The organism is Maribacter litoralis, assembly GCF_003075045.1.
GTDB classification, from domain to species: Bacteria; Bacteroidota; Bacteroidia; order Flavobacteriales; family Flavobacteriaceae; genus Maribacter; species Maribacter litoralis.
The window spans coordinates 415,462-441,998 of record NZ_QCZD01000001.1 but is presented as its reverse complement, the minus strand read 5'-3'; the positions used below and the strand labels follow the sequence as shown (position 1 = coordinate 441,998).

Below are 26,537 nucleotides of genomic sequence, written 5' to 3'. Positions count from 1 at the left end.
AACTAAATTTTTTATGAGGAAGCTTGAGTTGCATTGGCAAATTCTATTGGGGATGTTGGCCGGGGTTTTATTTGCTTTAGCAATGGTTCAATTCGAATGGGGACCAAAATTTATATCAGATTGGATCAAACCATTTGGAAACATTTTTATCAACTCATTAAAGTTAATAGCGGTACCCCTTATCTTGGGGTCTCTTATTAAAGGAGTATCCGATTTAAAGGATATTTCAAAGCTCTCTCAAATGGGTGGCCGTACCATTGCCATCTACATCGGAACCACTGTTATCGCCGTTTCTATTGGTTTAGGGGTGGTGAACATTGTGAAACCCGGGGGCTCCATTACTGAACAGACAAGAACGGAACTTGTAGAAAACTACAAAGGCGATGCTGATGCCATAAAAACAAAAGCGGAAAAGCAAAAAGAAGCTGGTCCGTTACAGGCTTTGGAAGATTTGGTTCCCAGTAACATATTTAAAGCAGCTTCTGATAATGGTAATATGCTGCAGGTTATATTTTTCGCCATTTTCTTTGGTATTGGATTAATACTTATTCCGGAAGAACAAGCAACACCGGTTAAAAAATTCTTTGATGGATTCAATGAAGTAATATTGAAGCTTATAGATTTGATTATGTTGGCAGCGCCATACGGTGTCTTTGCATTATTGGCTGCTTTAATAGTAGAATCGCCAAGTATGGATCTTTTTAAGGCTTTGGCTTGGTATGCATTCTGCGTAGTACTAGGTCTTACTTTAATGTTGGGTGTTTACCTAGTTTTGGTCTGGGTGTTCACCAAAACATCTCCAAGTAAGTTTATGAAGGGGATGTCACCGGCTCAACTTCTTGCATTTTCAACAAGTTCCAGTGCTGCTACATTGCCAGTTACTATGGAAAGGGTAGAAGAGCACTTGGGTGTTGATGAAGAAGTAACAAGTTTTGTATTGCCCATAGGTGCTACTATAAATATGGATGGTACAAGTTTATATCAAGCCATTGCCGCCGTTTTTATTGCACAGGCATTTGGTATGGATCTAAGTCTTTCAGCACAATTGGGAATTATTGTTACAGCTACATTGGCTTCGATTGGTAGTGCTGCAGTTCCTGGTGCAGGTATGGTAATGCTAGTTATTGTACTCGCCCAAGCGGGAATACCAGAAGCTGGTTTAGCACTTATATTCGCTGTAGACCGACCTTTAGATATGTGCAGAACGGTAATTAATGTTTCTGGTGATGCCTCTGTATCTATGATGGTGGCGAAATCGGTTGATAAGTTGCACGAACCGAAGGTTAAGAATTGGGACGATAACTATAAAAAATAATTGTTTTAATCATTGTACTTACGGTAGGCCGCAGTACTGAACATGAACAATCCGTAGCAAACCAATCCAGCGGCGACAAGTCCTAATAAATATTTGCCATAAGCTTGATCTTGTATAAATGAAAAAGCTTCGGCAGTACCTTTTACTTGTTTGGAAGAGGCATTTAAACCAATTCCTGCTGCCAGAAAAAAATAGGAAATAATACTGGTAACTATGCCTCTTGATAGTAAACCGGCATAACCCATTCTTTTAATATATTTACGTGTGTTCAGAGATGTGACGGATTGTATGTCAAAGTTGTTAATGAAATTACCTTTATGGATCTTTATAAATTGATATACCGCTTTTATACCAAGCGCACATCCGATGATGATAAATATAAGGGAGCGGGTCGAAGTATTTAATTGAGTGTCTTGGCTATTGTTGCCAGTGCTATAAATAGAAAATAAACCGAACGCATCGGCAATGGCAATTAAGCCTAGTGAGAGGTAAATAATTCCGCTTATAGAAAAACCAGTTCGTTTTACCACACCTTTAAAATCAGTTCCAATGCCTTCAGGGTCGTTTACACCTTGTATCAATCTCCAAATGCCATAGCATATAAGTCCTAGTCCTAATAAAATTACAATTACAGAGCCTAAGCTTTGTTGTTCCAAATAATTAATAATTGAAATTTTACCTGCTTTTCTGCCTCCCATATTAAATGCGGATAAGAAAGCTAGAATTCCTGTAATAGAAAATACGATTCCTTTAGAAATGTAACCGCTAAGGGCAATTTTTTTTATCGTATCGTTCATTGTTGTTTATTTGAATAGATGGTATTAAGTATTTGTTGAAATTGGTGAATTGATTTAGTTCTTTTTTGATTTATCATTCAACTTGTCGGCTCCATCGGCGGCGTCCTTAAAGTTTAAATCATCATCTGTAATATCTTTATAAGCCTGTATCCATGCATTTCTGAAAATTCGCGTAACTGTGGGCCAAATTTTTGTTTTGACACTATTAAGGTCTCCCTCAACAGGAATTTTAGTGGCGAGTGTATCTTGTTTATGATTCTTTAGGATGAACTTAAAAAAGCCAACAAAGCCTTCCCATAATGTTTTTAAGAATCCGTCGTCTTTACCTACCAATTTGGCATTTTTTAGAATAGGTTTAAAAGATCCTTTTAGGTATCCATCGGCAATGGCAAGTTCTCCGAACACATCGAACGAACCTTCGTCAAAATCAATTCCGGCGTAGTGGTTAGTAAAGTCGTTAAGGGCTGTTGCATTGGCATTTTCTAAACTAAAAGTAATATCCATGTCAGGTATTTCCTTTACTAGATTCATGTCGCCATCCAATACGACATCGCCATTACCTATTGAAGTTGCGGTCGCATGTATGTTAGAGGGTAAGGTTCTGCTTTTTTCTACTACGTTTCTCAGGTTGGTTGCAGATAATTCCACGTTAGAAGGGTGTAAATCAATGTTAGGGTCTGCTTGTAACTGTAAAAAAGCAAGTTTCCCATTTCGTACGGTTAAGCGGTTAATGTCAATAGGTACTAAGTCGGTTAATGCTTTGGTCCAATCTTCGGTATCCGCTTGACCTACGGTATCTTGTTGGTCTTCAAATACGTAAAGAACCTTAGGCTCTTGCATTTCTATTTCGCTTACAATTCTTCCATGCAAAAGGGCATTCCATTCAATAGAAATATCCGTTTTTTTAAAATCTAGAAAAGGAATTTCTGTATTACCATCTACTGTATTCAGGTACATACCGTGTATGGTGTATGCGCCACGTATGATCGATAGGTCTATGTCTTCTACCTGACCGTAGTACCCTGGTAAGTCGGCAAGAACATTATTAACGTAATTTTTTACGAAAAATGGGAGGGCAAGTCGCAAGGAGATAAGAAGTATAACTATTATTATAGGTATTAAATATCTCTTTTTTTTATAAAGTTTCTTTTTTTCGGTATTCATCTTTATCAACACTAATTTCTAAGGTCGATAATATAAGTCATTGAATTTTAATGTATAACATTTAGTGCGAAATGGGGTAAAAGTAATTCTAATCAAATTAAAACCTAAAAACAAGCTCAAATTTTAAGAAGCCTAAATAAATTTGCTTTTCAGCTCTTCTGTAGGGATCATACAATCAGCCTTTTTACCGTACCATTTGTATCTGTTCTTAGCGATAAAATCGTATACGATATTGCGAAAGGATTCTGGTAACCATAGTAAAATGGAGGAAATTGTTCTAAGACCTTTCAAATTCTTACCAATTTCTAGAGCGGCGGTAGATTTTGTGTAATAGGCGACGTTTGGTTCTATTAAAATAATGGAATCAATTTCATTGGAGTCAATATTTCTTTCAGCCAATAGCTTTTCTCCGGTTTCACTTTGTAGTGCAGCGTATCTGAATACGTCATTTTTATCTCGCTTAATAATAAACTGAACGCTACTATCGCAAAGATTGCAAACACCATCAAAAAGAATAATTTTCTTATTTATATCCACAGGATAAAATTAAAGGTTTATTCAAAAACTATTTCCTAACACCATTATAAATTTTGTAACAATGTACTGTCCAATTTATATGTTGAATGTCCATGGAACAAAAAAGTAAGTCAACAAAAAATCGTATATGATTTATTGTAAGTTGTTGATTTTCAATGTTATTTTTTCTTTTCAACCATTTCTAGTTGGTCCACACTTACGTTGGTGGTAAAAATGCCATAATTTACGATTGCTTTTCCTTTTTCAAGGGAATCAATACTACCTACAGCTTTTCCATCTTGCATTCTTACTCGGTCACCAACCTTAAAAACCGGTCTTGGTTTATTCTTCTCTTTTATGATTGCTTTCTTTTTCTCAACCTTCTTTTTTTCGCGGATAACTTTAACCTCTTTTTGCACTTCTTGTGCTACTTTGGCTTTTTTTGTTCTCTCTAGTTTTGCTTGGTGGGCCGATTTCTTTTTTCTTTTACTGTTCTCGGTTTCCACAATACGTAAAAGCTCAGAAACCAAAGGTCTTTTTTTATTGTCTTGAAAATATTTATCAGCGGCTACATTCACTTTATTCCCTAACTGAATCATGCGTTGATCGTGATCATAGAGTTCTTGGTAATTTTCAAGCTTAGATTTGATTTTTGCGTTTAATTTCTCCAATCTCTGATTTTCTTCTCTGGCTTTATCCTCTTCTTCTTTTAATCTAGAGCCAGTTTGCGCCATCTTGTTACGTTCCTTCTGCAATTTTGCAATAGTAGCATCAAATCGCACCTTGCCACGTTCTATTTTCTTTTTCGCCTTATTGATGAGGGAGTAGGGTATACCGTTCTTTTGGGCAACTTCAAAAGTGAATGAGCTACCAGCCTGACCTAAGATCAATTGAAAGGTAGGTTCCAATGTCCTTCCATCAAATAGCATGTTGGCATTGGTTGCATGCGGTAATTCGTTAGCAAGGGCTTTTAGGTTTGCATAGTGCGTTGTTATTACCCCATACGAACCTCGCTCATAAAATACCTCTAAAAACGCTTCTGCCAATGCACCGCCCAATTCTGGGTCGCTACCAGTGCCAAATTCATCGATTAGAAATAAGGTATTGTTGTCGCATCGCTTTAAGAACTGGTTCATGTTCTTAAGTCGATAACTGTATGTACTTAAGTGATTTTCAATACTTTGGTTGTCTCCAATATCCGTTAAAATCTTTTTGAAGAAGCACACTTCACTTCGTTCATGTACAGGAATTAACATGCCGCTCTGAAGCATCACCTGAAGTAGGCCTATGGTTTTTAACGTTATACTTTTTCCTCCAGCATTTGGACCGGATATGACAATTATTCTGTTTTCCTGATGTAATTCAATGGTCTGTGGATATGTATTTTCACCTTTTCGTTTATTATTTAAAAATAATAATGGATGATAGGCTTCTCTTAGAAAAAGTCTATTGGTAGAATTTATTTTGGGTAGTAAAGCGTTAATATCTTCTGCGTATCTGGCTTTTGCGGCTATTACGTCTATTTGTGTTAGAAAATCTTGATAATCGCTTAAAAGGGCTCTAAATGGTCTTATTTGAGTCGTTAGTTGCTTTAAAATGCGCTGTACTTCTTCCTTCTCTTCAAATTCTAGGTTATTCAGCTCCCTGCTATATTTTAATACTGCCTCAGGTTCAATATAAACAATGCTCCCTGTTTTAGAAGTGCCCATTACGGCACCTTTAATTTTCTTGCGGTACATGGCCTTTACGGCTAATACACGTCTATTTTCCACGACAGACTCCCTGATCTCGTCCAAATAGTCCGACGCTTGATAAGTGTTAAGTGCCGAGCCAAAGCTTTGACTGATTTTTCCTCTTACCGCATTAATCTGTCTTCTAATGGAGAACAATTGATCGGATGCATTGTCTTTTACCTCGCCAAATCTGTCTATTACGTTGTTTATCAGTCCTGGTATTTCTGTATTGGACTCTAGTTTTAGGGCATAATCATTCAGTAACGGGTAGTAATCCTTAAACTTTTTAAAGAATTTTTGATGTTGTACAACGGTTAAGCAAATACTGGCAATACGCTTAAAACCTTGGAGTTCTAATGTGGTATTTTCGATCTTCAATAACTTTAGGTCAGCATTGATACTATCAAAACCATGGTTTGGTATGCGGTTTTCGCTGACCATTGACGATAAATATTCCGCCGTTTTACCCAGTTCAATTTTTATGACTTCTTCTGTAATGAAAGGGGCGATATGCAATGCCGCTTCTTTACCCAACTCGGTATGGCACCTAGCCGATACTTGTTGTAATACTGAAGGAAACTCTAGGTCTTGTAATGTTTTGGAATGTATGTTGGCCACGTGATGTCTAAATAAGTTACAAAGGTACGCATTGCCGATGAAATCTAATAAGGCAAGGCACTTATAGCTTTATATGCGCTATTGCATTTTAATGGTAAAAAGAAAAATTATTGAATAGCGTTTAATTGGTTTTTATTTTTTGATTGGTGAATGTCATAATATTACATTTGAATTTTAAAGAGGAAAATATTTGTTAGCATGAAAATGAACCTATCTCAAAGTTGGCAACATCAGCTTAATGATGAATTTGAAAAGCCTTATTTTAAAAATTTGATGCAATTTGTAACTAAAGAGTATAGCGAACACACCTGTTATCCTAATGAATCGGATGTATGTGCGGCTTTTAATCATTGTGAATTCGATAAGGTAAAAGTGGTTATCATTGGTCAGGATCCGTATCACGGTCCTAATCAGGCAAACGGATTATGTTTTTCGGTGAAAGATGGTATAAAACATCCGCCTTCCTTGGTCAATATTTTTAAGGAGTTGGAGAGTGATATAGGCAAAACCTATCCTGAAAGTGGAAATCTGGAAAAATGGGCAAAACAAGGTGTGTTGCTTTTAAATGCTACGCTTACCGTTAGGGAACATGAACCCGGAAGTCACCAAAAGATGGGATGGGAAATGTTTACGGATGCCGTGATTTCGAAACTTTCTGAAAATAGCGAACGCTTGGTTTTTCTGCTGTGGGGCGGTTTTGCCAAGAAAAAGGCAAAGTTGATCAATAAAAAGAATCATACCATTCTAACATCGGGGCATCCTTCTCCATTAAGTGCCAATCGTGGCTATTGGTTTGGCAATCGGCATTTTTCTGTTTGCAATAAAATTTTAGATGATTTAGGCAATAAAAAGATCACGTGGTAAGTTAGATAATAAATAAATTCTTTAAATTTAGTTGGTATCGAAGGGTACACCACTCAATCTAACAACTTAAAAACTACTAATTAAATGAATAACTTAGAAAGGCTGAATACGATTTTACTGGTCGATGATGATGATGCAAGCAACTTTTTGCATTCCATTTTCATCAATAAGCTTGATATGGACGTTAACATTAATTCGGCTTTAAACGGTCAAGAAGCTTTGGATTTTATTTTAGGTAAAGGTCAAGAGAAGTTGGAGTTGCCCTGTATGGTCATGTTAGATCTTAGGATGCCCGTAATGGACGGATGGCAGTTTATGAAGGCTTATGAAGATATGGTACCTAAAAAGCTTAAAGATCAAATTACCATAGTACTTGTTACTATTAGTGATAATCAGGATGATAAAGAAAGAGCGAACACTAATAAGTATGTTGCAGATTATGCACAGAAACCTCTTTCAGACGAAACCTTTAAAGCGCTGATACAAAAGCATTTTAGTTTAGCGGCAATATAAAATTTCTATTTCAAAATATCCGTTACGGGAATTGAATCTTCTATAAGGTTTAATTCCCGTAATGTTTTTTGAACATTGCGTAACACCTCTTCTGGTAGTTGTTTTTGGCTCCATTCCGTTATTTGCAACCATTCTTGAATATCTTCCAATTTTTGATGATACCTGTTGGCAAGGGTGGTATCTATTTTAGGAATTTGCTTAAATTCTGCTGTATAGGTATTGATGACGTCAAGAATATGATTTAAGATTCCGTTGTTTTCCTTAATAAAAGAATCGGTTCCTACAAGTACAAAACAAGGCCAGGGTGTAGGGCAATTTCCTAAATGCTTAAAAGTGCCATTGTCCACTAAAGGTTTAGTGGTAAAACGTTCCCACATAAAATAATCTGCTTCGCCGGATGCCAAGCCTTCGATTGCTCCATTAATATTGTTGATGATGTTGAATTTTAAGGTGTTGGTATCCCAACCCATCTGTTTGGCTTGTACGTAAGCCATTAAGTGGCTTCCGCTGCCAAAGCGACTTATTGCAGCTGTGGTATCTTTTAATTCATTTAATGAGCTAAATGAACTTTTGGCGTCTACGTGAATACCCCAAAGTAGAGGAGAGGCAATATATTCCTGAATAATTTTTACCGGATTGCCCTCTGTAATACTCTTTATAATACCTTCTGTTAAAATAATAGCTAGATCGGTTTCACCATCCTTGAGCATTTGGCTCATTTTACCAGTACCCTCGGGTATATCTGTCCATTCTAGCTGAATACCACGTTCTTCAAATGCACCTTCTTCTATGGCTAAATGCCAAGGAAGATTAAAATGCTCTGGTACTCCAATAATTCTAACGGTTTTCATTCAATTTATTTTTTAAATAGTCATAGATGGCATATTGTGATCTAATTGGGGTATCACCATCATTAAGGCTAACCTTTTTATTCGTGTTGTTTATGTCCAATACACGCGCTTTCTGATTATCGTTGAGTTGTAAGGTTAAAATATGCTTTAATTCATTAAAAATATCCTCATCCAATATTGGGGTTAGCACTTCTATGCGCCTATCAAGATTTCGCGTCATCCAGTCGGCAGATCCAATATACATGAGTTCGTTTCCGCCATTTTCAAACAGGTATATACGCCCATGTTCCAGATAGCGATCTACAATACTGGTAATGAATACATTCTCTTTCATACCATCACCAGGGTTTTCGTTGGCAGTTAGATAACAGCAAAAGCCTCTTACGATCAACCTAACGTTAACACCGGCATTGGCAGCTCTATAGAGAGCCTTGATCATATTGGAATCCTCTAAGCTGTTCATTTTTGCCGTAATACTAGCTTTCTTACCGTTTAAAGCAGAATTAATTTCGTTTTGAATAAGATTCATGAACGTAATTCTGGTAGTAAACGGTGAAACTAGTAAGCGTTTTAACTTAGGTACAATTAATTTACGCTCTAAAACTTGAAATACCTGTCCTAAATCTTTGGTGATTTTTTTATGCGCTGTAAATAAGCCGTGATCACAATATATTTTTGATGTCTTAGCATTAAAATTGCCAGTGCCGATATAAGCGTACCGTTTTTCAATCTCAGCTTCCGTTCTATACACCATGGCAATTTTTGAATGCACCTTTACTTGTGGGATACTGAAAATAACTTTAGCTCCTTTCTCTTCAAAAATTCGTCCCCATTTAATATTATTGGCTTCGTCGAACCTTGCTTGTGCCTCTACGAACAAAGTAACTTCTTTGTTATTGTCCAAAGCAGTTAATATAGCATCTGCTAGTGAGGAGGACTTGGCAATACGGTAGATTGTCATTTTTATGGCAGTTACCGTAGGGTCGGTTGCAGCTGCGGACAAAAAATCTTCTACTACCTTAAAATCTTGATACGGAAAATGTACCAATTGGTCTTTTGTGGCAATACTTTTGAAAATATCGTCGGTAAAAGATAGTTCTGGGTGAGGTAAAGCCGGTTTTTCTACATATTGCAAATGTTCTGTGCCTTCTGGAGCAGGAAAAGAGAAAAAATCGGATAAATTATGATAAGTTCCTCCTGGAGATAGATCAACATCGCCTAGTTTAAAATCGCGCTTCATGGCATCTAATAGCCAGCTGGGCATTGTTTCATCATATAGTAGCCTAGTTGCTTGCCCGAACAAACGCTTGTCTAACGAATTGTATATTTTTTCAACGAGCTCAACATCAGAATAATCATCATCTAAATATAATTCGGCATCTCTAGAAAGTTTAATGGAATAGCAGTCTGTAATCTCTTTTGTAGGAAGCAATTTTTCTATATTCAATCGTATTATATCATCTACATAACAAAATTGATGTCCGTTACCCGGTAATGCGATAAAGCGATCTTGTTCTTCGGTAGGTATTTTTACAATGCTATACTCACTGTTCGGGTGCGTAACTGCAAGATACAGTGCACCGTCGGTCAAAATGGCGTTCCCGTCATGTATTTCACAAGCTTCCTTAATGTCTTTATCGAACAATTCTTCTAAAAAATTCTTTTGCTCTGGTGTGAAGTTAGAAGTATTCCTAATGAAAATATTATGTTCTTCAAGCTCCGATAGGGTTGAAGCTATTACCTTGCCAAATTCCACCTGCTGTTGGTTGATAATTTGTAGAATATGCTGAAGCGTAGAATTTGCCTTGAACATTAATTTCTTACGGAACTTCTTGTCAAGGTTTTTTATTTGACGTAGCTGAGATACACGAACTTTAAAATACTCATCGAGGTTTGAAGAAAATATTGCCAAGAATTTTAACCGCTCCAATAATGGGGTGTCGGCACTTTTAGCTTCAAGCAGTACACGCTCATTGAAATAGAGCCAATTAATATCTCTATGCTTTAGGTTGTCTTTTTTCATGATTGGATTTGCGTAAAAATAAGAAGTACAATATTAAGAATATTGTAAATGTATGTTAAGCCAATCGTTTCAAACAAAATTCAATTAACCTATCGACAGATTCTGTTGGGGTTACCGAAAATTCTCCTGTAGACCTATTGGCTAAAATACAATTTAGAGACACAGCTTCGTGACCTAAGAGTTGTGAAAGTGCGTAAATGCCAGATGTTTCCATTTCTAAGTTGGTCAACTGAATGTTATTATAGCTGAACGTAGATAATTTTTCCATCAATTCCATCTGACTAGGTTTAATTCTCAACTGGCGTTGTTGTGGTCCGTAAAACCCCGTGTTTGTTGCGGTAAAACCTAATCGTATACGATTATCAGTAAATAATTTCCCTAGCTTTTCGGAGTAGAAGAGTACATATGGCCTAGCTTTATTAGCGTTCCACGAAGTATGGGCAATAAATGCGTCTTCTATTTTTGGGTAGTTGATGCTACCATGTTCGTAGAAGTGTAGAAGCCCATCAAATCCTATAGCATATTTACTTATTAAAAATGAATCGATTGGAATATCGGGTTGTATGGCGCCACTAGTTCCAATTCTAACGATATTTAAAGAGGTATGTTCTTTTTTAAGTGTTCTTGTTTCAAAATCAATATTAACAAGCGCATCTAACTCATTTAAAACAATATCGATATTATCCGTACCGATACCGGTAGAAATGACGGAAATACGCTTACCGTTTAAATGACCGGTATGGGTATGAAACTCACGTTTTCCCTTTCTTACCTCAATGGTATCGAAGAAGCGGGATACCTGGCTGACCCTATCAGGGTCACCTACGGTAATAACGGTAGTTGCAATATCTTCCGGTAATAAATTTAGATGATAAATACTGCCATCTTCATTGATGACAAGTTCAGCAGGCCTTAATTGCATGCTATAATTTTAAGATTCGGTTCGTGGTAGTGTTATATAAGAAATTGTACTTTAAAGCACCTCCTAGATACACATCGTTGTCTTGAATGCAAGAATAATAACTTGTTTTGCCTGCTAATATCTCTTTTCCTTTCTTGGAAACACGAACAGGGTTTAAGCTGGTGATCAAAGGTTTAAGGCGAGACAAGGCACGGTCGTACTGTGTATTGGAAAAGCCAAGGTTTCCTTGGTTTTTGAGAAGAACGTCCATGTATTCCGTTTTGGATTTAGGTTTCTTGTCGATTCCCAATTGCAAAATAGTATTTTCCATTTCATTTAATCCGTTGTTAATGCTAGGAAAACGTTTTAAATGAGATTTTACAGCATCACCTAAATAATCGAACTGATAATCTTTAAAATCGGTAAGATTTTCTAATCGTATAGGATTATTGCTACAATACAATTGCCAAACATAATCGGCGTATTCTGTATCGTCTTGTGTTAATACCTTTTTATTTTTGTAAAGACTCAATAGTTGGTCGTCGGTCAGCTCATTAAGACTGTACATTTTATCTGTTTCGTCTTCTTTACCACTGCAAACCAACGATATTTGAGCATATTTTCTATGGGTAAGCAGCCAGCTGATCACCGCTAGCATATTCACCTGACAAAAAAGATCATATTCGAACCAAAGCACGATATGATCTTGTTGTTTATGGCTACATAGCGACCTGTATTCCTTTAGGGTCTTTTCTATAAACCAAGATTTTGAAACTTTATAATTTTTATGAAGAAACTCAAAACGGGCTTTCCAGAAGGTTTCTGTACCTACGTTAGGTAATGTTTGACCTTCACATAGCATTTCTCGCCATGTAATGACGTCACCGTCCAAGTTTAATTTTTGAAGGCGTTCGGTGAAAACATCTCCATTGGTAATGTGTAAGAGAGAACTCATACCGGGGTTTGATTTAGTTAGAATGATTAAAAATAATACTTATAACAACGTTATAAAATTATTTAACAGAAAACAAATGATAGGATTAAAGACTGAAAAAATGTTAAATTACCCGCCTACACGCTTCACTGCGAAGCCTTTATCTTTAAGTATTGCCATGATTTTATCTCTGTAATCTCCTTGAATGATAATTTTATCATCCTTAAAACTACCGCCAACACTCAATTTTGTCTTAAGTTCTTTAGCTAATTTCTTAAAATCTTCGTCGGCACCGGTATAACCTTCCAATATAGTTATTGGTTTACCCTTACGCTTTTCATACTTACAAATTATAGGATCATCTTGAAGCCAAAGAGAATTTTCTTCTTTGTTGTCTATGGGAGTTTCCTCGGGTTCGTGATCGGGAAATAGATTTTTTAACTGGTCTTTAAGATCCATGTCCGTTATTTTTTGATTAGCCCTAATTCAATTAGTCTTTCATGTAAAAACTCACCTGCAGTTATATCTTCATATAATTTAGGATGGTCTTCATCAATACAGTTTTCTAAACAGTTTAAAGGCATTTCACTAACCGGATGCATAAAAAATGGTACAGAATATCTAGAAGTACCCCATAACTCCTTTGGTGGATTAACGACTTGGTGTATGGTTGAAAGCAATTTGTTGTTGGTTAAGCGAGAAAGCATATCGCCAACATTAATCATTAATTCATCGGGTTTTGCGATGGCATCTACCCATTCGCCTTCATGGTTTTTAACCTGTAAACCCTTACCATGTGCGCCCATTAATAGAGTGATCAAATTTATATCGCCATGTGCGGCAGCTCTAACGGCATTTTTTGGTTCAGAGGTAATTGGTGGGTAATGTATGGGACGTAGAATAGAATTTCCGTTTTTAATGAAGTCATCAAAGTAGTATTCATCTAAATTTAGGTGAAGAGCCAATGCACGTAAAACGTATTTTGCAGTTTTTTCAAGCATTTTATACGTTTCCTTACCTACCTTATTAAACTCCGGAAGTTCCTTAACTATAACATTTGCAGGATATTCTTTTTCAAGTTTATCATTGTCCTCTACATATTGTCCGAAGTGCCAAAACTCCTTTAAGTCGCCTTCTTTTCTTCCTTTGGCATGTTCCTTTCCAAAAGAAGTGTATCCGCGTTGTCCACCTATACCTTCTATTTGGTAACCATCTTTTACATCATCGGGTAGATCAAAGAAGGCTTTTATTTCAGCATATAAAGAATCTACTAATTCATCGGATAAGAAATGTCCGCCCAAAGCAACAAAACCTATTTCTTCAAAGGCTTTTCCAATTTCATTTATAAATTTCTGTTTCCTTTTTGGGTCGTCCGAAAGGAAATCCGACAGGTCAACACTAGGTACCAAGCTCATATTTTAAAGATTTTACGTAAAATTAATAATTATTGGCGATTTACGCGCGTTGTTATAATCGATACTTGCTATATGCATTTTTGTTACATTTATAGTTTAATAGTCAAAACTGACCTTATCAATGAATTATACCGATTTTAAAGTAACTAAAGACGTTAAGTTAACACTTTATAAATCAATGCTTAAACCTCGAATGGTAGAGGAGAAAATGTTGATTCTTTTACGACAGGGCAAAATTTCAAAATGGTTTAGCGGTATTGGTCAAGAGGCTATTTCAATTGGGGTTACATCGGCTTTGAAGAACGATGAGTACATATTACCCATGCATAGAAACTTAGGTGTGTTTACTACAAGAGAAATTCCACTGTATAGATTATTCGCGCAATGGCAAGGTAAGGCAAGCGGATTTACCCAAGGAAGGGACAGAAGTTTTCATTTTGGATCGCAAGACTTTAAAATTGTAGGTATGATTTCGCATTTAGGTCCGCAATTAGGTGTTGCCGATGGTATTGCATTAGCACATAAATTAAAAAATGAAAAGAAGGTTACGGCAGTTTTTACAGGAGAAGGGGCAACTAGCGAAGGTGATTTTCATGAAGCCTTAAATGTCGCGGCTGTCTGGGATTTACCTGTACTTTTCTGCGTAGAGAACAATGGCTACGGTTTATCAACCCCAACAAATGAACAGTTTAAATGCAATGATATTGCAGATAAGGGTATTGGTTATGGAATGGAATCTCACATCATTGATGGAAATAATATTTTAGAAGTCTATTTTAAAGTGTCGCATTTGGTGAGAGACATGCGTATAAATCCAAGACCGGTATTATTGGAATTCAAAACGTTTCGTATGCGTGGGCATGAAGAAGCTAGCGGAACAAAATATGTTCCCCAAGCGCTTTTAGATACGTGGGCCGAAAAAGATCCATTGGAGAATTTTACAAAATACCTATTGGATGAAAACCTATTAACGCAAAAAAGTATTGCCAAATATAAAGCAGATATTCAAGGAGAAATTGATGAGCATTTACGAATTGCTTTTTCTGAAGACCATATTGTACCTAATGAAACTAAAGAATTAAATGATGTATATCAAAAATTTGATTTAAAAGAAGTTAGACCAAGTAAATTTGTTACAAATATAAGGTTGGTAGACGCTATTTCAGAAGGATTAAGGCAGTCTATGTTGAAATTTAAGAACCTAGTTATCATGGGGCAAGATGTTGCCGAGTATGGTGGGGTTTTTAAAATTACAGAGGGTTTTATAAGTGACTTTGGGAAAGAAAGAGTGCGTAATACCCCAATATGCGAATCGGCAATAGTTTCTACTTCTATGGGCTTATCCATTAACGGTATGAAAGCAGTTATGGAAATGCAATTTGCAGATTTTGCAAGTAGCGGTTTTAATCCGATTGTCAATTATTTGGCGAAGAACTACTATAGATGGGGAGAAAAAGCAGATGTAGTTATTAGAATGCCTTGTGGTGGCGGTGTAGCGGCTGGGCCTTTTCATTCTCAGACCAATGAAGCTTGGTTTACCAAGACTCCTGGTTTAAAAGTGGTGTATCCGGCTTTTCCATATGATGCAAAGGGGTTGTTGGCTACCTCTATAGAAGATCCCAACCCCGTAATGTTCTTTGAACATAAAGGATTGTACAGAAGTATTTATCAAGAGGTACCGGTAGACTACTATACATTACCACTGGGTGAAGCCAGTCTTCTAAGACAGGGTGATCAAATTACTATAATTACATACGGTGCCGGCGTTCATTGGGCATTGGAAGTTTTAGATAAGCATGCCGATATTAGGGCGGATCTATTGGATTTACGAACCCTTCAGCCTTTGGATACCAGAGCAATCTTTGATTCTGTTATAAGAACCGGTAAAGTCATCATTTTGCAAGAGGATAGCCTTTTTGGGGGTATTGCGAGTGATATTTCTGCGATGGTCACGGAAAATTGTTTCGAGTATTTGGACGGACCAATCAAAAGAGTGGCAAGTTTAGAGACGCCTATTCCGTTCAATGCCAAACTAGAAGAACAGTATCTTGCCAAATCTAGATTTGAAAATGAACTTCTTGAACTAATAGCATATTAAGGATACCGGTCAACAAAATTGTTAAAAGAGGTAATAGGTATTGGTATTTAAAAGCATCTTTGCTGAGTCATTTGGTCGAAAAGTTAAAAAATAATCCGTCCAAAAAATGACAATCAACGTATATAGATCAAACCTAAATAATTTACTTATGAAAAAAATAATTTTGCTTTTTAGTGCCGTACTCTTAATCTCCTCATGTTCAGTTTCAAAGGATGCAAGGGCTAAACGAAACTTGTTAAGCGGTACTTGGACTTTAAACAATGTTTCTTTTGAAGGCAATACGGGCAATGTAAAGGCTGTTCTGTTCAACGATGTTGAAGATATTTGTTTAGAGGGGAGTGAATGGTTCTTTCGCGACAATAACAGTACTGGTCGGTATACCATTGACCAATCTACCTTTTGTACTGGAGGTGATCGTTATATAAGATGGTCTGTTGTAGAACGTGAAGAAAATTATACCAGTCAATTACAGTTTAAGTTCATAAACGAAAAAAATCAAGACATTTCGGGTGGTGCGGGTTACCGTTTAAATATTGAAAACCTAACGGAATATGCAATGACCTTAAAATCTAATGTGATGGTAGAAGGTGCGCCAGTGAACGTTGTTTATGAATTCAGTAAAAAATAAAAACCTACTCAAAAATTTAAATAAAGTATATGAAAACAATGATATTACGTAGAACTAGTTACATTCTTGCTCTTGCCTTGGTAATGAGCTGTAGTACGGTCAAAAACGCAAATAAAACACAAAAAGGAGCTGTAATTGGTGCATCGGGTGGTGCGGTAATCGGTGGAATTTTAGGAAACAATATTGGTAGTGGAAACAACACTGCTTTAGGTGCAATATTAGGTGCTGCTATTGGTGGTGCAGCCGGTGGGTATATCGGTAATAGAATGGACCGCCAGGCAGAACGTATTGAAGAAGAAATACCAGGAGCAGAAGTAAAAAGAGTCGGTGAAGGTATAAATGTTACTTTCAATCAAGATGCCGGAGTATATTTTGACACGAATAAATCTAATGTACAAGGTACTTCTGCGACCACTTTGAATAAATTAGTGAGTATTTTTAAAGAATATCCTCAATCTAATATATTGGTAGAAGGTCATACAGATAGCGCAGGTGCTGAAGAGTATAACCTAAATCTTTCAAAGCAAAGAGCAGAGTCGGTAACTAATTATTTGATAAGTCAAGGTATAGATGCCGGTCGTTTTGATACCAAGTGGTATGGAGAGGCACAACCTGTAGGTGATAACTCAACTGCTGAAGGTAAAGCAAAGAATAGACGTGTAGAATTAGCAATTGTAGCTAGTGAGTCGTTAAAACAAGAGGCAAAAATGCAAACAAACTAATAATTTTCAGTTTTGTATTGAGTTAAAAATAAAAGCCCTGCATTGCAGGGCTTTTTTGTTTTTGGTGTAACTTCCATGCAGTGAAGGAACACGACATACTTATTATCGGTGGTGGTTTGGCGGGGTTGACCGCTGCTATTCATTTAGCTTTAAATGGATTAAATGTTGCCGTTATAGAAATGCAGTCATATCCACATCACAAGGTTTGTGGTGAATACGTATCTAAGGAGATTGTACCCTATTTACAACGTTTAGGTGTCAATTTACAAGCAAGTGGTGCTATTGATATTTCCCGGTTCAACATTAGCACTTCAGATGGACTTTTACTTGAGACCGATTTACCATTGGGCGGATTGGGAATAAGCAGGTATGCTTTTGACAATCTATTGTTTCAACGGGCAAAAGAACTTGGGGTCTTTTTTTACTTTGAAAAAGTGATAGCTACTACCTATAAAGAAGATTATTTCATAGTTGATACAAAAAACCAAACTTTTACTACTAAAATTGTCATTGGAGCCTACGGAAAACGCTCTGTATTAGACAAAAACCTAAATAGACCTTTTAGTAAGCAAAAGCAGTCGTGGTTAGCTGTAAAAGCTCATTATCGCATTTCTGATTTTCCTTCGGAATTAGTGGCATTACATAATTTTAAAGGTGGTTATGGCGGCTTGTCCCAAACGGAAACCGGAGCTATAAATTTTTGCTATCTAGCCCATTACAAAAGTTTTAAGAAATATAAAGATGTACATAGCTTTACTAAGAAAGTAGTTGCGGAAAATCCGTTGCTCAAAGATTTTTTGCATAAAGCACAACCCGTATTTGAAACTCCGTTAACTATAGCCCAAATTTCATTTGATAATAAAGATAGTGTCGTAGACCATATTCTTATGTGTGGAGATACGGCCGGTCTTATACACCCGCTTTGCGGAAATGGTATGGCGATGGCAATTCATAGTGCCAAAATTGCTTCAGAACTTATAGTTCGATTTTTTGACGAAAAGGGGTATGGTCGTTCAGCGTTAGAGCAAGATTATAAAAAAGCTTGGTCAATTGTATTTAGTAGAAGGTTGTGGTTTGGTAGACAATTACAAAAGATTTTAATGAATGACAGACTCGTCTCTTTCGGATTAAAATCTTTTGGCAGATCGAATTCGATATTGAAGTTCATAATTTCTAAAACACATGGGGAATTGATATCATGATGGTAGATTTTAAACATAGAAGTGATGAAATAGAGGTTATGGATACCTTTTCGGGTACAGTTGCTGAGCTTGAGGTTATTCTGAACGATATTAATAGGGTAAACAAGCTGCTGGGCGGTTATAAGATTACTTTAAATGCTGTTTTTGAGTTACTTAAGAGTGAAAATAAAAAATCGTATACGATATTGGATATGGGTTGTGCTGATGGAACTATGCTAAGAAAGCTGGCAGCGGAAGCAAAAAATAAACAAATTGATCTAAAGCTCGTTGGGGTGGATTTAAATGGAAAAGCATTGCAACTGGCACGGGAGTGTTCAATTGATTTTCCAGAAATAAGTTATATCCATGCCGATATTTTAGCAACAGATTTTTCAGATTTACATTTTGATGTGGTCATGACCACCTTAACCCTTCACCATTTTACAGATGAAGGCGTACAGCAGTTTGTAAACCGATTTGTAGAGTTGGCATCACTTGGGGTTGTGATCAATGATTTGCAGCGCAGTCCCGTTGCTTATTATTTATTTAAAGCATTCAGTTTGTTTTTTATAAAAACGGAAGTTGGAAGAAAAGATGGTTTGTTATCCATCCGTAGGGCATTTAAAAAAGAGGAATTGTTATGTTTTGCTCAACGAGTTTGCAATGCATCACACCGAATACAATGGAAATGGGCATTTAGATATGTATGGATTTTAAAAAAGAAGTAGTAGATTGAAGATTAAGAAAAGCTATGAATTACACAAGAATTGTTAGTGTTGCCAAGGAGTTACCACCGTATTCTAGAAATACCAAGGATATTATTCCGCTTGTGGAATTGTGGCTAAGCGGTCAAGAAGAACGGTTCTCTAGAAAAGTGGTTAAAATTTTTGAAGGTGCGGCAGTGGACAAACGTTACTCTATAATGCCGCCAGAAGACGTTTTTGTCTCAACATCCTTTGAAGATAAAAACAAGATTTATAGTAGAGAGGCAAAGCGAATGGGAGCTAATGTATTAAGAAATGCATTGCAACAAACAGATTGGCAGGCTTCTTCCATTGATTATATTATTACGGTAAGTTGTACAGGTATTATGATTCCGTCCTTAGATGCGTATTTGATCAACGAATTGGAAATGCGACAAGATGTGGTTCGACTTCCTGTAACGGAAATGGGATGTGCCGCTGGGGTTTCCGGTCTTATTTATGCGCACAATTTTTTAAAGTCGAATCCGGGTAAACGCATTGCTTTGGTATCCGTAGAAAGTCCCACCGCTACCTTTCAGTTGCAAGATTATTCCATGGCAAATATGGTCAGCGCAGCAATTTTTGGTGATGGTGCTGCCTGTGTATTGTTGTCTTCTGAAGAAGATGCAGTAGGACCAAGGATTATAGGGGAAGAGATGTATCACTTTAAAGATGCCACACAGATGATGGGCTTCGACCTGACCAATCACGGATTAAAAATGATACTTGATCCGGCAGTTCCGGAAACGATATCCAACCATTTTGAAAAAATCGTTCATCCTTTTTTAGAAAAGTATGGTAGTAACATTCAAAAAGTAGATCATTTGGTATTTCATCCCGGAGGAAAGAAAATAGTACAGACCGTTGAATCGTTATTCGGTGCTTTAGGAAAGAATATAGATGATACCAGAGAGGTTTTAAGACTGTATGGTAATATGAGCAGTGCTACTGTTCTGTACGTTTTAGAGCGCTTTATGGAAAAAAATATACCGAAAGGAGAACAAGGTTTAATTCTCAGTTTTGGTCCGGGGTTTTCGGCACAGCGAGTTTTAATAGAATGGTAGCATAATTATAGACATGAAAAACAATTACTGGGCATTAATAGTAGGAGGTAGTAGCGGTTTGGGACTGGCAACCGCAAAGAAATTGGCAAAACATGGCTACCACATCATCATCTTGCACAGAGATCGACGCGCAGATATGGGTGTCATTGAAAAAAACTTTGCGGAAATTAAGGCTATGGGGAATGAATGTATAGCTATGAATGTAGATGCTTTAAACGCAGAAAAACGAACAGCCATCATTTCTGATATAAAAGAGCAATTACCGTCTGGGGAGCATATTAAGGTTTTGGTACACAGCGTGGCAAAAGGCACGTTAAAACCTATGTATTCCACAAATACATCAACATTAACCGCTACGGATTTCAGAATAACTTTTGATGCCATGGCATTAAGTTTGTACGATTGGACAAAAGCATTGGTATCGGCAAATTTGTTTGCCAGTGACACAAGAATAATTTCCTTTACCAGTGAAGGAAATACCAAAGCTTTGCCCAATTACGGTGCAGTTTCGGTCGCAAAGGTAGCATTGGAGGCACTAACACGAAGTATTGCTTTGGAATTTGCCCCACTGGGGATAAAGGCGAACTGTATACAGGCTGGTATTACCATGACAAAGTCGCTATCTATGATTCCTGGTTTTGAGCAGATAAAAGAAAATGCTTTAAAGAGAAACCCCAATAATCGCTTAACGACTCCCAAAGATGTAGCCAATGCGGTATATATGTTGACTACCGATGAAGCAAAATGGATTACCGGTACCGTTATCAAAGTGGATGGGGGAGAAAGTTTGATGTAAATGTAAAATGATGAACGAATCGTATAGTTGGATTTTGGACAGATTGCCCTATTCAGAGCCATTTTTGTTCGTGGATAAGCTCATACAGGTGGATGATGATGGAGTAGAGGGTTTATATAGATTCAAGGAGAATGCAGGTTTTTATACCGGTCATTTTAAAAACAATCCTGTGACTCCAGGGGTGTTGTTGACAGAATGTTGTGCGCAGATTGGATTGGTGTGCTTGGGTATTCATTTATTGGAGAAAGACACAATGTTTGATGATTTGCGGATAGGAATGAGTAGTTCGCAAATGGAATTTTTATTGCCTGTATTTCCCGATGAGTGTGTTAGGGTGGTTTCCGAGCTTGTTTATTTTAGGTTTCAGAAATTGAAATGTAATGTGAAAATGTATAATGATGAAGATAAATTAGTCTGTAAAGGCACTTTAGCAGGCATGATAAGTATTACAAATGAGTAGACGTGTGGTCATAACAGGTTTAGGAGTGTGTGCACCAAATGGTGTGGGACTTTCTGATTTTACTCAGGCTTTACTAAATGGTAAAAGCGGAATTCGACATCAACCAAACTTGGAAAAATTAGGTTTTGGTTGTCAGGTAGCGGGAGAACCTTTGGTTAAGGACAAACTAATTGATAGTTACTTTACACCTCTAGAACGTAGAGGATTAAACGCAACTGGAGTGGTTTATGGAGTAATTGCCGGTGTTGATGCTTGGAAAGATGCAGGTCTGGATAAGAACTTGAGCAATGAGCCAAGCTGGGACCGCGGAGTTATATTTGGAACAGGAATTCTGGGGGTGGATAAATTTAGGGAAGCCATTCATTTAATTGATGATGGTAATGTACGGAGACTGGGCAGTACTTCGGTTATACAAACAATGGCGAGTGGTATCAGTGCTTATTTAGGCGGTATGTTAGGATGCGGTAATCAGGTAACCACCAATTCCGCCGCATGTACTACGGGAACTGAAGGTATCATTATGGCTTATGACCGCATAAGTCAAGGGAAGGCAGAAATTATGTTGACCGGTAGTTGTAGTGATAGCGGACCTTATGTATGGGGAGGTTTTGATGCCATGCGTATTTTGCCAAGGGGATATAATAATGACCCCACCAAGGCAAGCCGACCTATGAGTGCTACTGCTAGCGGTTTTATACCTGGTAGTGGCGCAGGGGCTTTGGTTTTGGAATCTTTAGAAAGTGCCCAAAAACGGGGTGCACACATCTATGCCGAAGTCTTAGGGGGTGAAATTAATAGTGGAGGACAAATAGATGAAGGATCTATGACCGCACCAAATAGTATGGCTGTACAACGCTGTATTAGTAATGCTATTTCCAATTCGGGTATTAAGGCTTCTGAAGTTGATGTGATTAACGGACATATGACTGCTACAGCCAAAGATGGGCTGGAGATAGCGAATTGGAGCAAGGCACTTAACCGAAAAGGTAAAGACTTTCCGTTTATAAATTCGTTTAAAGGGGTAATCGGTCATTGTCTAGCTGCAGCAGGTAGTATTGAAAGTGTAGCTGCAATTCTTCAGTTTAAGGAGAAAGTGGTTTTTAAAAATATAAATTGTGAAGATATACACCCAGAGATTACCGACGTAATTGCTGCTTCTAGTATTCCGAGAGAAACAGCACTTTATGAACCAAGAGTGATAGCTAAAGCAAGCTTCGGATTCGGAGATGTAAATGCCTGTGTTATTTTTAAGGCATTTTCAATGTAACATATAGAAAATTAAATTAGTATACCAATTGGTATTTTAAATGAAATATACTTATGCTTAAAGAGGAAAAATATCAAAAGTTAAAAGACATTATACAAGTATATCTTCCGGAAGACGTAGCGGTTACTGATATTTCGAAAGATAGTCACCTAATGAACAACCTCAATATCAACTCCGCCAACTTAGTGGATATTGTATTGGATGTTGAAGATGCCTTCGAAATCCGCCTTGAAAATGAAGATATGGAGAACATGCAGACCGTTGGTGATGCTATGGCAATTATCGATGCCAAATTATCGGCAAAATAATCTAATTGTCGATGTTATGTTATGAATCCTTTTCCTTGATTAAAGTAGAAGCAAGAATACCGGATATCAGTGCAACGGAAATTACGGTCAACGAAACCCATTCTGGTAAATGAACGTAATGGGAAAATAACATCTTTAATCCTACAAACGCCAAAATAACGACCAGGCTATAATTAATGTATCTGAACTTTTCAAGCATTCTTGAAATAAGGAAGTACATGGAACGTAAGCCTAAAATTGCAAGTATATTAGAGCTGAACACAATAAACGGATCGGCTGTAATGGCTAAAATTGCGGGTATACTATCTAACGCGAAGAGAATATCGGTCAATTCAATAACGATTAAAGCAACAAAAAGAGGCGTAGCAGCATTGAGTCCCATGCGCTTTACAAAGAAATCGTGACCATGTAATGTGGTGGTCACCGGGTATATTCTTTTAATCTGTTTGAATACAAAAGAGTTTTTGGGGTCAAAGTTTTCATCATCACCTTTCAACATTTTAAAGGCGGTATATAAAAGGAATACGCCAAAAACATATATGATCCACTCGAATTTGGTAATTAAGGCAACACCGAAGAGAATCATTAAGGCTCTAAATACGATAGCACCTAAAATACCCCAGAACAACACACGGTGCTGGTACAAAGGCGGAATTTTAAATGAGGAGAAGATAACGGCAATAACAAAAACGTTATCCACACTTAATGAAAGCTCGATCAAGTAACCGGTTATATATTTTAGAACGGCGTCGTTGGGAGTCAATGCCGTTGGGTTGTCTACAATGCCCGCATTGAAAAGCCAATAAATAACACCACTAAATGCCAAGGCAACAGTCACCCAAATAGCAGTCCAGATACCTGCCTCCTTCGATTTGATAACATGTTCGTTTTTGTGAAAAACCCCTAAATCCAAGGCAAGGAATACAAGTACAAATGCAATAAAGACAATCCAGACTATCATATAAAATTTTTGAAGTTGCAAAGGTATTAAAAAATGGAAAGTAGCACTGTCATTTGTTTAAAACGTTAATGCTTGATTATCATTTATTTAAATACCGTATCGTTTTTGCAAAGGTGATGTTTGCATTTAAAAAGCATTACATCTTTTGACTATATTTTTAGCCTATTTGCCATAAGTGACTAAAAAGCTTGGTAGATTGCCTATTACAGATAAAACGAGCAAAAGGTTCGATGAAGTGCAAGTAGGCTTCTAGTTTTTTGACCATTGGCTGTAAAAATGCTACTTTACGGGTAGAACAATTATATGAAATGAAAAAACTAACTCTTTTGGGTGGTGTTTTCATGTGCCTTTTTTTGGGAATGAACACTGCTATTGCACAAAACTCAGAGACTGTTAGTGCACAAGTAACCAAACGCCCTTTGTTAAATCAATTTGAGTCAGATTATGTATTAACAGCCTCTGAGCGTATTGCATTGAAACAAAGTCGTATTGCGTATCAGTATCGCGTGAAGGAAATATTGGATTCTGTAGAAATATCCGATAGAAAAAGAAAACGTTTACTATTGGAACTAAAACGAAACCCTTTCTCTGAGAAAATTAAGGAAGTGGTGGCAGAATATACCCAGGTAGAAAAAGAAATTGAACAATAAAAAAATGCAGTCTAATGAGACTGCATTTTTGCTTTTCGTTTTTCCAATTGCCGATGTAAATCCTCTATAGATGAAGCAATGGATGCTTCAAAACTAGCTGAGGAGGATTGTGCGAATAAACGCGGACCGGGTGCACTTAAGCGTATGTTACAAACCATACCTGTGTCTGGGGAAGAGGTATTCTCCTTTTTGAAAAAAACATCGGATCTTACAATAAAATCATACTTATCCAATAATTTCTCTAATTTTTGTGCTGCCATAATCTCTAATCGATTGCTGGCTTTTACATCGTCGTATTCAAAATTGATATTCATAGGCTATAAGTTTAGTTTAAGATACTCATTTTGAAAATGCTTCACAATTAAAAATATCTTAATAATAAGGAAGATTCATATTAAGCTATGCTAACTGTTTTGTTTTAATAATGTTAGCACTATAGGTTCCATTTTAAAATAAAGTTAAACTTACACAAACATAGTATAAATATGAAGTGTTTATCTTAAATTGAAGTAAAATTCCCACATTTTTACTTCTAAATCAAAAGCCATGGAAAATGTACAGGATAAATCAAAGTGCTTAGGTAAATTAGAACGGTGTAAGAACACTATTCAACACTTTAAAATAAGGGTAGACTCTTATCTTTATGAACCTACAACTATGGCGTTGTTCGAAACTAAATTCCGGTTAAAAAATACCATTAAGAAGCTTTCCGAGGCAAATAAGAATCTATTGGATTATTTAAAGTCTACTAATGATGTATTACCAGAGCAGCACAAAATGGTAAATTTACATATTAGGGAAACTTCTGAGCTTGAATTCGACTTTATGGAGTATACCTTAAAGTTTAGAAAACGTGCAGATGCCAGGCACATCGTTTAAATACTTATTTCTTAGGTGATTGGTAAATTAGATGTCAATTTTTATGCTGGTGACAGGTTTCTATACAATTTTAAATAAATGTTCTTAATTTAGAGGTAGAACACTTATGAAATTGATATGAAACTATTTATGCGGCTGGCAATTTGCTGCACATTTTTTTGTACGGGTATGTTGTATTCACAGCAGAACAATACCCCAGCTTCAAAAACAACAGAAGAGGATGAAGGACCAATTATGTTTCAGTTTGAGCCCAATTATGAGACCGCTGTAATGTTACAGAGAGCGGCTTTAAAACAAAAAATAAAAGCTCTTGATACATTGGATATTTCAGACCGAAAGAGACAGCGTTTGATCAAAGCGTTGTATAAAGAATCACGCAATATCAATTTTGAGAAATCGGTTTTAGTGAATACCGAATTCGAAGAGGAAGAATTTGAAGATTAAACAGCACCCTTTGGCATAGAATTGGCAGTAGATAGGGTGATTAAAAAGTGTACCTTATGAAACCATTTTTATATTTCATTTTATGTTGTGTGTTGCTTAGTTGCAAATCATCTAAAACAATAATTGATGATTCGCATCCTATACATGGTATCATGTCTTCAAAGAATTTCGAATTTAAGGCAAAATCTGCAAACCCTTTGGCGACCCAAAGTTTAACAGCAGTTGCCAATAGTGGTCTTTTGCCGCCAGGTAGTAATATTTCAAGGATAGATTTAAACGGTAACGGTAATTACATAAAAGTAACGAATGATAGTGTATCCGCTAATTTACCCTACTACGGAGAAAGGCAATTTGGAGGAACTTATGGTACAGCCGATGGTGTTGAGTTTAATGGTGTTCCTGATGATTACAATCAAACTTTTAATGCAGACAAACAAAGGTATATGGTTACTTTTCAGATAAGTAATAGTACAGACCGGTATACAGTGAACATGCAGGTTTACCCTAACAAATCTTGTGTGGTATCGGTGAATACCAGCAATAGAAATACCATACAATATAATGGTACTATTGAATCTTTAGATTCTAAAGATTAGTATTTTAAATGATATGGTTTAAAGTATACATTTAAATAGTATCAATACTTGCCGCACTATTCATTATAAACAAGATATCATAGATTTTTTTATTAC

Annotated in this window: 29 protein-coding genes; 17 read left to right on the top strand and 12 right to left on the bottom strand. The window is 36.7% G+C overall.

What is annotated here, in order from left to right; genetic code table 11:
• Nucleotides 1–13 precede the first annotated feature (13 nt).
• Entirely contained in the window at nucleotides 14–1,315 is a 1,302-nt protein-coding gene (locus tag DCS95_RS02105; protein ID WP_116769189.1) for a dicarboxylate/amino acid:cation symporter, read from the top strand.
• A gap of 5 nt (nucleotides 1,316–1,320) precedes the next feature.
• Here DCS95_RS02105 and DCS95_RS02100 read toward each other — a convergent pair whose 3' ends face one another.
• The 4 genes from DCS95_RS02100 to DCS95_RS02085 form a co-directional block, all read right to left on the bottom strand.
• A complete protein-coding gene (locus tag DCS95_RS02100) occupies nucleotides 1,321–2,112 on the bottom strand; it encodes a DUF1206 domain-containing protein (RefSeq protein WP_116769188.1) in 792 nt (263 codons plus the stop codon).
• Nucleotides 2,113–2,166: 54 nt separating this feature from the next.
• Nucleotides 2,167–3,276: an AsmA family protein gene (locus DCS95_RS02095; RefSeq protein ID WP_116769187.1), complete on the bottom strand. Its 1,110-nt coding sequence runs from the start codon at nucleotides 3,274–3,276 to the stop codon at nucleotides 2,167–2,169.
• 132 nt (nucleotides 3,277–3,408) lie between these two features.
• Nucleotides 3,409–3,813: a thiol-disulfide oxidoreductase DCC family protein gene (locus tag DCS95_RS02090; protein WP_116769186.1), complete on the bottom strand. Its 405-nt coding sequence runs from the start codon at nucleotides 3,811–3,813 to the stop codon at nucleotides 3,409–3,411.
• A gap of 158 nt (nucleotides 3,814–3,971) precedes the next feature.
• Entirely contained in the window at nucleotides 3,972–6,143 is a 2,172-nt protein-coding gene (locus DCS95_RS02085) for an endonuclease MutS2 (RefSeq protein WP_116769185.1), read from the bottom strand.
• 198 nt (nucleotides 6,144–6,341) lie between these two features.
• Between DCS95_RS02085 and ung the strand changes: the two genes are divergently transcribed.
• Both ung and DCS95_RS02075 read left to right on the top strand, forming a co-directional pair.
• On the top strand, nucleotides 6,342–7,007 hold the full coding sequence (gene ung, locus DCS95_RS02080; RefSeq protein ID WP_116769184.1) for a uracil-DNA glycosylase: 666 nt from the start codon (nucleotides 6,342–6,344) through the stop codon (nucleotides 7,005–7,007).
• An 84-nt stretch (nucleotides 7,008–7,091) separates the two neighbouring features.
• Nucleotides 7,092–7,520, top strand: coding sequence for a response regulator (locus DCS95_RS02075; protein ID WP_116769183.1), 429 nt, complete (start codon nucleotides 7,092–7,094; stop codon nucleotides 7,518–7,520).
• A 5-nt stretch (nucleotides 7,521–7,525) separates the two neighbouring features.
• Here the strand turns inward: DCS95_RS02075 and DCS95_RS02070 are convergent, their stop codons facing one another.
• From DCS95_RS02070 to DCS95_RS02045, 6 genes are all read right to left on the bottom strand, one after another.
• Nucleotides 7,526–8,371, bottom strand: a complete 846-nt coding sequence (locus DCS95_RS02070; RefSeq protein ID WP_116769182.1) for a substrate-binding domain-containing protein — start codon at nucleotides 8,369–8,371, stop codon at nucleotides 7,526–7,528.
• Entirely contained in the window at nucleotides 8,358–10,394 is a 2,037-nt protein-coding gene (gene ppk1, locus DCS95_RS02065; RefSeq protein ID WP_116769181.1) for a polyphosphate kinase 1, read from the bottom strand. The genes DCS95_RS02070 and ppk1 overlap by 14 nt, the downstream gene beginning before the upstream one ends.
• A gap of 55 nt (nucleotides 10,395–10,449) precedes the next feature.
• The gene (locus DCS95_RS02060) at nucleotides 10,450–11,316 is read right to left on the bottom strand and encodes a nucleoside phosphorylase (RefSeq protein ID WP_116769180.1); all 867 of its coding nucleotides are present in this window, start codon (nucleotides 11,314–11,316) and stop codon (nucleotides 10,450–10,452) included.
• 1 nt (nucleotide 11,317) lies between these two features.
• Complete coding sequence (locus tag DCS95_RS02055; RefSeq protein WP_116769179.1) at nucleotides 11,318–12,250, bottom strand: DUF1835 domain-containing protein; 933 nt, start codon at nucleotides 12,248–12,250, stop codon at nucleotides 11,318–11,320.
• Between the two features lie 108 nt (nucleotides 12,251–12,358).
• Entirely contained in the window at nucleotides 12,359–12,688 is a 330-nt protein-coding gene (locus DCS95_RS02050; RefSeq protein WP_116769178.1) for a translation initiation factor, read from the bottom strand.
• 5 nt (nucleotides 12,689–12,693) lie between these two features.
• Nucleotides 12,694–13,644 (bottom strand): isopenicillin N synthase family dioxygenase, encoded by a 951-nt coding sequence (locus tag DCS95_RS02045; RefSeq protein WP_116769177.1) that lies wholly within the window; start codon nucleotides 13,642–13,644, stop codon nucleotides 12,694–12,696.
• A 121-nt stretch (nucleotides 13,645–13,765) separates the two neighbouring features.
• On the opposite strand from DCS95_RS02045, the gene DCS95_RS02040 reads away from it, so the two are divergent.
• The 10 genes from DCS95_RS02040 (at nucleotide 13,766) to DCS95_RS01995 (ending at nucleotide 22,911) form a co-directional block, all read left to right on the top strand.
• Entirely contained in the window at nucleotides 13,766–15,742 is a 1,977-nt protein-coding gene (locus DCS95_RS02040) for an alpha-ketoacid dehydrogenase subunit alpha/beta (RefSeq protein ID WP_116769176.1), read from the top strand.
• Nucleotides 15,743–15,890: 148 nt separating this feature from the next.
• Nucleotides 15,891–16,370 carry a lipocalin family protein gene (locus DCS95_RS02035; RefSeq protein WP_116770118.1) on the top strand — a complete coding sequence of 160 codons (480 nt, stop codon included), beginning with the start codon at nucleotides 15,891–15,893 and terminating at the stop codon, nucleotides 16,368–16,370.
• Between the two features lie 38 nt (nucleotides 16,371–16,408).
• A complete protein-coding gene (locus DCS95_RS02030; RefSeq protein ID WP_425269151.1) occupies nucleotides 16,409–17,092 on the top strand; it encodes a YiaD family glycine zipper/OmpA-like lipoprotein in 684 nt (227 codons plus the stop codon).
• Between the two features lie 80 nt (nucleotides 17,093–17,172).
• On the top strand, nucleotides 17,173–18,294 hold the full coding sequence (locus DCS95_RS02025) for an NAD(P)/FAD-dependent oxidoreductase (protein ID WP_116769174.1): 1,122 nt from the start codon (nucleotides 17,173–17,175) through the stop codon (nucleotides 18,292–18,294).
• Nucleotides 18,291–19,001: a methyltransferase domain-containing protein gene (locus DCS95_RS02020; RefSeq protein ID WP_116769173.1), complete on the top strand. Its 711-nt coding sequence runs from the start codon at nucleotides 18,291–18,293 to the stop codon at nucleotides 18,999–19,001. Before DCS95_RS02025 ends, DCS95_RS02020 begins: the two co-directional genes overlap by 4 nt.
• A 23-nt stretch (nucleotides 19,002–19,024) precedes the next feature.
• On the top strand, nucleotides 19,025–20,080 hold the full coding sequence (locus tag DCS95_RS02015; protein ID WP_116769172.1) for a type III polyketide synthase: 1,056 nt from the start codon (nucleotides 19,025–19,027) through the stop codon (nucleotides 20,078–20,080).
• A gap of 13 nt (nucleotides 20,081–20,093) precedes the next feature.
• Complete coding sequence (locus DCS95_RS02010; RefSeq protein ID WP_208630725.1) at nucleotides 20,094–20,876, top strand: enoyl-ACP reductase FabI; 783 nt, start codon at nucleotides 20,094–20,096, stop codon at nucleotides 20,874–20,876.
• Between the two features lie 7 nt (nucleotides 20,877–20,883).
• Nucleotides 20,884–21,336, top strand: coding sequence for a 3-hydroxyacyl-ACP dehydratase FabZ family protein (locus DCS95_RS02005; protein ID WP_341865172.1), 453 nt, complete (start codon nucleotides 20,884–20,886; stop codon nucleotides 21,334–21,336).
• Nucleotides 21,329–22,603, top strand: a complete 1,275-nt coding sequence (locus DCS95_RS02000) for a beta-ketoacyl-[acyl-carrier-protein] synthase family protein (RefSeq protein WP_116769169.1) — start codon at nucleotides 21,329–21,331, stop codon at nucleotides 22,601–22,603. The genes DCS95_RS02005 and DCS95_RS02000 overlap by 8 nt, the downstream gene beginning before the upstream one ends.
• 53 nt (nucleotides 22,604–22,656) lie before the next feature.
• Nucleotides 22,657–22,911 carry an acyl carrier protein gene (locus tag DCS95_RS01995; RefSeq protein ID WP_116769168.1) on the top strand — a complete coding sequence of 85 codons (255 nt, stop codon included), beginning with the start codon at nucleotides 22,657–22,659 and terminating at the stop codon, nucleotides 22,909–22,911.
• 19 nt (nucleotides 22,912–22,930) lie between these two features.
• Here the strand turns inward: DCS95_RS01995 and DCS95_RS01990 are convergent, their stop codons facing one another.
• Nucleotides 22,931–23,872: a TerC family protein gene (locus tag DCS95_RS01990; RefSeq protein ID WP_116769167.1), complete on the bottom strand. Its 942-nt coding sequence runs from the start codon at nucleotides 23,870–23,872 to the stop codon at nucleotides 22,931–22,933.
• A 308-nt stretch (nucleotides 23,873–24,180) separates the two neighbouring features.
• Between DCS95_RS01990 and DCS95_RS01985 the strand changes: the two genes are divergently transcribed.
• Nucleotides 24,181–24,522: a hypothetical protein gene (locus DCS95_RS01985; RefSeq protein WP_116769166.1), complete on the top strand. Its 342-nt coding sequence runs from the start codon at nucleotides 24,181–24,183 to the stop codon at nucleotides 24,520–24,522.
• Between the two features lie 11 nt (nucleotides 24,523–24,533).
• On the opposite strand, the gene DCS95_RS01980 is transcribed toward DCS95_RS01985, so the two are convergent.
• On the bottom strand, nucleotides 24,534–24,836 hold the full coding sequence (locus tag DCS95_RS01980; protein ID WP_058102867.1) for an HPF/RaiA family ribosome-associated protein: 303 nt from the start codon (nucleotides 24,834–24,836) through the stop codon (nucleotides 24,534–24,536).
• Between the two features lie 232 nt (nucleotides 24,837–25,068).
• Here DCS95_RS01980 and DCS95_RS01975 point away from each other — a divergent pair, with 232 nt between their 5' ends.
• From DCS95_RS01975 to DCS95_RS01965, 3 genes are all read left to right on the top strand, one after another.
• A complete protein-coding gene (locus DCS95_RS01975; RefSeq protein WP_116769165.1) occupies nucleotides 25,069–25,401 on the top strand; it encodes a hypothetical protein in 333 nt (110 codons plus the stop codon).
• A 117-nt stretch (nucleotides 25,402–25,518) separates the two neighbouring features.
• A complete protein-coding gene (locus tag DCS95_RS01970; RefSeq protein WP_159304137.1) occupies nucleotides 25,519–25,845 on the top strand; it encodes a hypothetical protein in 327 nt (108 codons plus the stop codon).
• Between the two features lie 56 nt (nucleotides 25,846–25,901).
• Nucleotides 25,902–26,441: a DUF4251 domain-containing protein gene (locus DCS95_RS01965; RefSeq protein ID WP_116769163.1), complete on the top strand. Its 540-nt coding sequence runs from the start codon at nucleotides 25,902–25,904 to the stop codon at nucleotides 26,439–26,441.
• Nucleotides 26,442–26,537 lie beyond the last annotated feature (96 nt).

Excerpts from the sequence above, each read along its gene's own strand:
- DCS95_RS02105 (WP_116769189.1), top strand. The coding sequence starts at position 14 with ATGAGGAAGCTTGAGTTGCATTGGCAAATTCTATTGGGGATGTTGGCC.
- DCS95_RS02100 (WP_116769188.1), bottom strand. The coding sequence starts at position 2,112 with ATGAACGATACGATAAAAAAAATTGCCCTTAGCGGTTACATTTCTAAA.
- DCS95_RS02095 (WP_116769187.1), bottom strand. The coding sequence starts at position 3,276 with ATGAATACCGAAAAAAAGAAACTTTATAAAAAAAAGAGATATTTAATA.
- ung (WP_116769184.1), top strand. The coding sequence starts at position 6,342 with ATGAAAATGAACCTATCTCAAAGTTGGCAACATCAGCTTAATGATGAA.
- DCS95_RS02075 (WP_116769183.1), top strand. The coding sequence starts at position 7,092 with ATGAATAACTTAGAAAGGCTGAATACGATTTTACTGGTCGATGATGAT.
- DCS95_RS02070 (WP_116769182.1), bottom strand. The coding sequence starts at position 8,371 with ATGAAAACCGTTAGAATTATTGGAGTACCAGAGCATTTTAATCTTCCT.
- ppk1 (WP_116769181.1), bottom strand. The coding sequence starts at position 10,394 with ATGAAAAAAGACAACCTAAAGCATAGAGATATTAATTGGCTCTATTTC.
- DCS95_RS02060 (WP_116769180.1), bottom strand. The coding sequence starts at position 11,316 with ATGCAATTAAGGCCTGCTGAACTTGTCATCAATGAAGATGGCAGTATT.
- DCS95_RS02055 (WP_116769179.1), bottom strand. The coding sequence starts at position 12,250 with ATGAGTTCTCTCTTACACATTACCAATGGAGATGTTTTCACCGAACGC.
- DCS95_RS02050 (WP_116769178.1), bottom strand. The coding sequence starts at position 12,688 with ATGGATCTTAAAGACCAGTTAAAAAATCTATTTCCCGATCACGAACCC.
- DCS95_RS02045 (WP_116769177.1), bottom strand. The coding sequence starts at position 13,644 with ATGAGCTTGGTACCTAGTGTTGACCTGTCGGATTTCCTTTCGGACGAC.
- DCS95_RS02040 (WP_116769176.1), top strand. The coding sequence starts at position 13,766 with ATGAATTATACCGATTTTAAAGTAACTAAAGACGTTAAGTTAACACTT.
- DCS95_RS02035 (WP_116770118.1), top strand. The coding sequence starts at position 15,891 with ATGAAAAAAATAATTTTGCTTTTTAGTGCCGTACTCTTAATCTCCTCA.
- DCS95_RS02030 (WP_425269151.1), top strand. The coding sequence starts at position 16,409 with ATGATATTACGTAGAACTAGTTACATTCTTGCTCTTGCCTTGGTAATG.
- DCS95_RS02020 (WP_116769173.1), top strand. The coding sequence starts at position 18,291 with ATGATGGTAGATTTTAAACATAGAAGTGATGAAATAGAGGTTATGGAT.
- DCS95_RS02015 (WP_116769172.1), top strand. The coding sequence starts at position 19,025 with ATGAATTACACAAGAATTGTTAGTGTTGCCAAGGAGTTACCACCGTAT.
- DCS95_RS02010 (WP_208630725.1), top strand. The coding sequence starts at position 20,094 with ATGAAAAACAATTACTGGGCATTAATAGTAGGAGGTAGTAGCGGTTTG.
- DCS95_RS02005 (WP_341865172.1), top strand. The coding sequence starts at position 20,884 with ATGATGAACGAATCGTATAGTTGGATTTTGGACAGATTGCCCTATTCA.
- DCS95_RS02000 (WP_116769169.1), top strand. The coding sequence starts at position 21,329 with ATGAGTAGACGTGTGGTCATAACAGGTTTAGGAGTGTGTGCACCAAAT.
- DCS95_RS01995 (WP_116769168.1), top strand. The coding sequence starts at position 22,657 with ATGCTTAAAGAGGAAAAATATCAAAAGTTAAAAGACATTATACAAGTA.
- DCS95_RS01990 (WP_116769167.1), bottom strand. The coding sequence starts at position 23,872 with ATGATAGTCTGGATTGTCTTTATTGCATTTGTACTTGTATTCCTTGCC.
- DCS95_RS01985 (WP_116769166.1), top strand. The coding sequence starts at position 24,181 with ATGAAAAAACTAACTCTTTTGGGTGGTGTTTTCATGTGCCTTTTTTTG.
- DCS95_RS01980 (WP_058102867.1), bottom strand. The coding sequence starts at position 24,836 with ATGAATATCAATTTTGAATACGACGATGTAAAAGCCAGCAATCGATTA.
- DCS95_RS01975 (WP_116769165.1), top strand. The coding sequence starts at position 25,069 with ATGGAAAATGTACAGGATAAATCAAAGTGCTTAGGTAAATTAGAACGG.
- DCS95_RS01970 (WP_159304137.1), top strand. The coding sequence starts at position 25,519 with ATGAAACTATTTATGCGGCTGGCAATTTGCTGCACATTTTTTTGTACG.
- DCS95_RS01965 (WP_116769163.1), top strand. The coding sequence starts at position 25,902 with ATGAAACCATTTTTATATTTCATTTTATGTTGTGTGTTGCTTAGTTGC.